This window comes from Candidatus Symbiopectobacterium sp. (assembly GCF_020054415.1).
Classification (GTDB): Bacteria; Pseudomonadota; Gammaproteobacteria; order Enterobacterales; family Enterobacteriaceae; genus Symbiopectobacterium.
The window spans coordinates 1-1,927 of record NZ_JAHWCO010000432.1 but is presented as its reverse complement, the minus strand read 5'-3'; the positions used below and the strand labels follow the sequence as shown (position 1 = coordinate 1,927).

Below are 1,927 nucleotides of genomic sequence, written 5' to 3'. Positions count from 1 at the left end.
GTAACAATCGACCCGTATGGGGCGCAGTCGTTACAAGTTCTGATTTATTCAACAAAGCCGTTCAGCGCCAGAATGGCAGCATGAAGCGTCGTGGTTATGGGGTGCTGGCTGACAAAGCTTATTCAGTGCATGCACTACGCAACGAGCTGAAACGAAATGGGATAAAGGCAGTCATCCCCCGAAAAACGAATGAAAAAATGGCTTCGGACGGACGCTCACGGTTCGCTAGTGACGCTTACCGTCATAGCAATGTAGTGGAAAGATGTTTTGGCCGATTAAAAGAATACCGCCGTATTGCCACACGTTATGACAAAACGGCGAGGAATTATCTGTCGATGGTTAAACTGGGCTGCATCCTCCTCTTTTACAATAAGTTATGCAATTAAGGGACACAGCCTAGTATTAGCCGGCAGTCCTGATACCTTGCATGCACGCGCTCTGGATTGTCTTTCCGATAGCGCACTGGCTTCACCACGCATTACCCTAAAGTTCAGCCAACCAGGCAGCGATAAAGAACGCTTGCCAAATCCCACGTTAGCCGTGAGCGATGGGACAGTCACTATCAAATTTCACCCGTATTCAATCCGTGAAGTCACTGCCAGCGAGCAGAAGTAAGCTTGGGCCTGATACTTGCTGAAAGCTTTTGGTAAAATTTGTGTGACGCGTCATGGATAGCATTGGGGCAATCCTGCCCTCTGTGACTCGGCTCTCCTTTGCATTTTTATTCAGATGCCATATTTATCCTAAAGCCATAACGTGCTAGTTGATGGTGCAATGGTCACAGCGCAATGTGACGCAGGCGGGAGAGATAAAATGTCAAAGTTGGAAGTATGCTGTTATAGCGTTGATTGCGCACTCACGGCGGAACTGGCGGGAGCAGACAGGATGGAGCTCTGTGCTGGCCAGCGTGAAGGCGGTCTGACGCCCAGCTATGGTGTTCTGGCCGAGGCTAGGAGCAGGGTGCGACTGCCGGTTCATCCTATTGTACGCCCGCGCGGCGGGGATTTCTGCTACAGCGACAGTAAGTTTCGTACCATTCAGTACGATATTCAGCGTATTAAAGAAATGGGTTATCCCGGTGTAGTAGTCGGAGTGTTAGATGAAGAAGGGCATATCGATCTGCCGCGTATGAAAGTCTTGATGGCATTGTGTGAAGGGATGGCAGTGGCATTCCATCGCGCCTTCGATCTGTGTCTCAATCCGCATATGGCGCTGCAACAGCTCACTGATTTGGGCGTGGCGCGCGTGTTGACATCCTGCCAGCAGTAGCAAGCTGAAAACGGATTAACATTATTGCGTGAACTAATACGAGCGAGTCGTGGCCCAATTATTATGGCGGGAGCGGGTGTACGTTTGACCAACCTGCATAAATTTCAGCGAAGCGGTATTCAGGAATTGCACAGTTATTCCGGACACTGGATTCCTTCGGCGATGCGGTTTCGCAAAGTGGGTGTATCGATGTGTTCAGACGCTGAAAGCGATCTGGACGAATTCAGCCACTATTGCGTCGACGGCGACATCGTTGCTGAAATGAAGCGCGTACTGAATGCGGGATGCCAGACTGTCCCTGTCCCCTGATGACGCGGAAAATTCGCCCAACGAGTCCTTTACCGCGCAGCATCCCTTCTGGTTTGCTTGCGAGTACCAAGCCCCGGCGTGTTTCCGGGGCTTTTTTTCTGATACATTGTCTCTAACCCATTATGTCAGTGGAGCAAAATGTCAGCGCCAGTGATATAAGACGGTAATTCACCATTTGGATTGTCCGCTCCACACAACATGTTGTTTCCTTGAGGTTCTCACACCAGAAAGGACATCAGCATGCTGAGCAGAGAGGACTTTTACATGATAAAGCAAATGCGCCAGCAGGGTGCGTATATTGTCGATATTGCCACTCAGGTTGGTTGCTCTGAGCGGACTGTCAGACGCT

1 protein-coding gene and 2 pseudogenes are annotated in these 1,927 nt (G+C 50.2%); all 3 read left to right on the top strand.

What is annotated here, in order from left to right; all coding sequences use genetic code 11:
• Nucleotides 1–386 (top strand): transposase (locus tag QZ506_RS12590; protein ID WP_291971471.1); only part of this gene is annotated, 386 nt, incomplete at its 5' end.
• A gap of 10 nt (nucleotides 387–396) precedes the next feature.
• Nucleotides 397–615: pseudogene (locus QZ506_RS12585) on the top strand (VOC family protein); the annotation flags it as partial.
• A gap of 198 nt (nucleotides 616–813) precedes the next feature.
• A pseudogene (cutC, locus tag QZ506_RS12580) lies at nucleotides 814–1,578 on the top strand (copper homeostasis protein CutC).
• The last annotated feature ends 349 nt before the right edge of the window (nucleotides 1,579–1,927 follow it).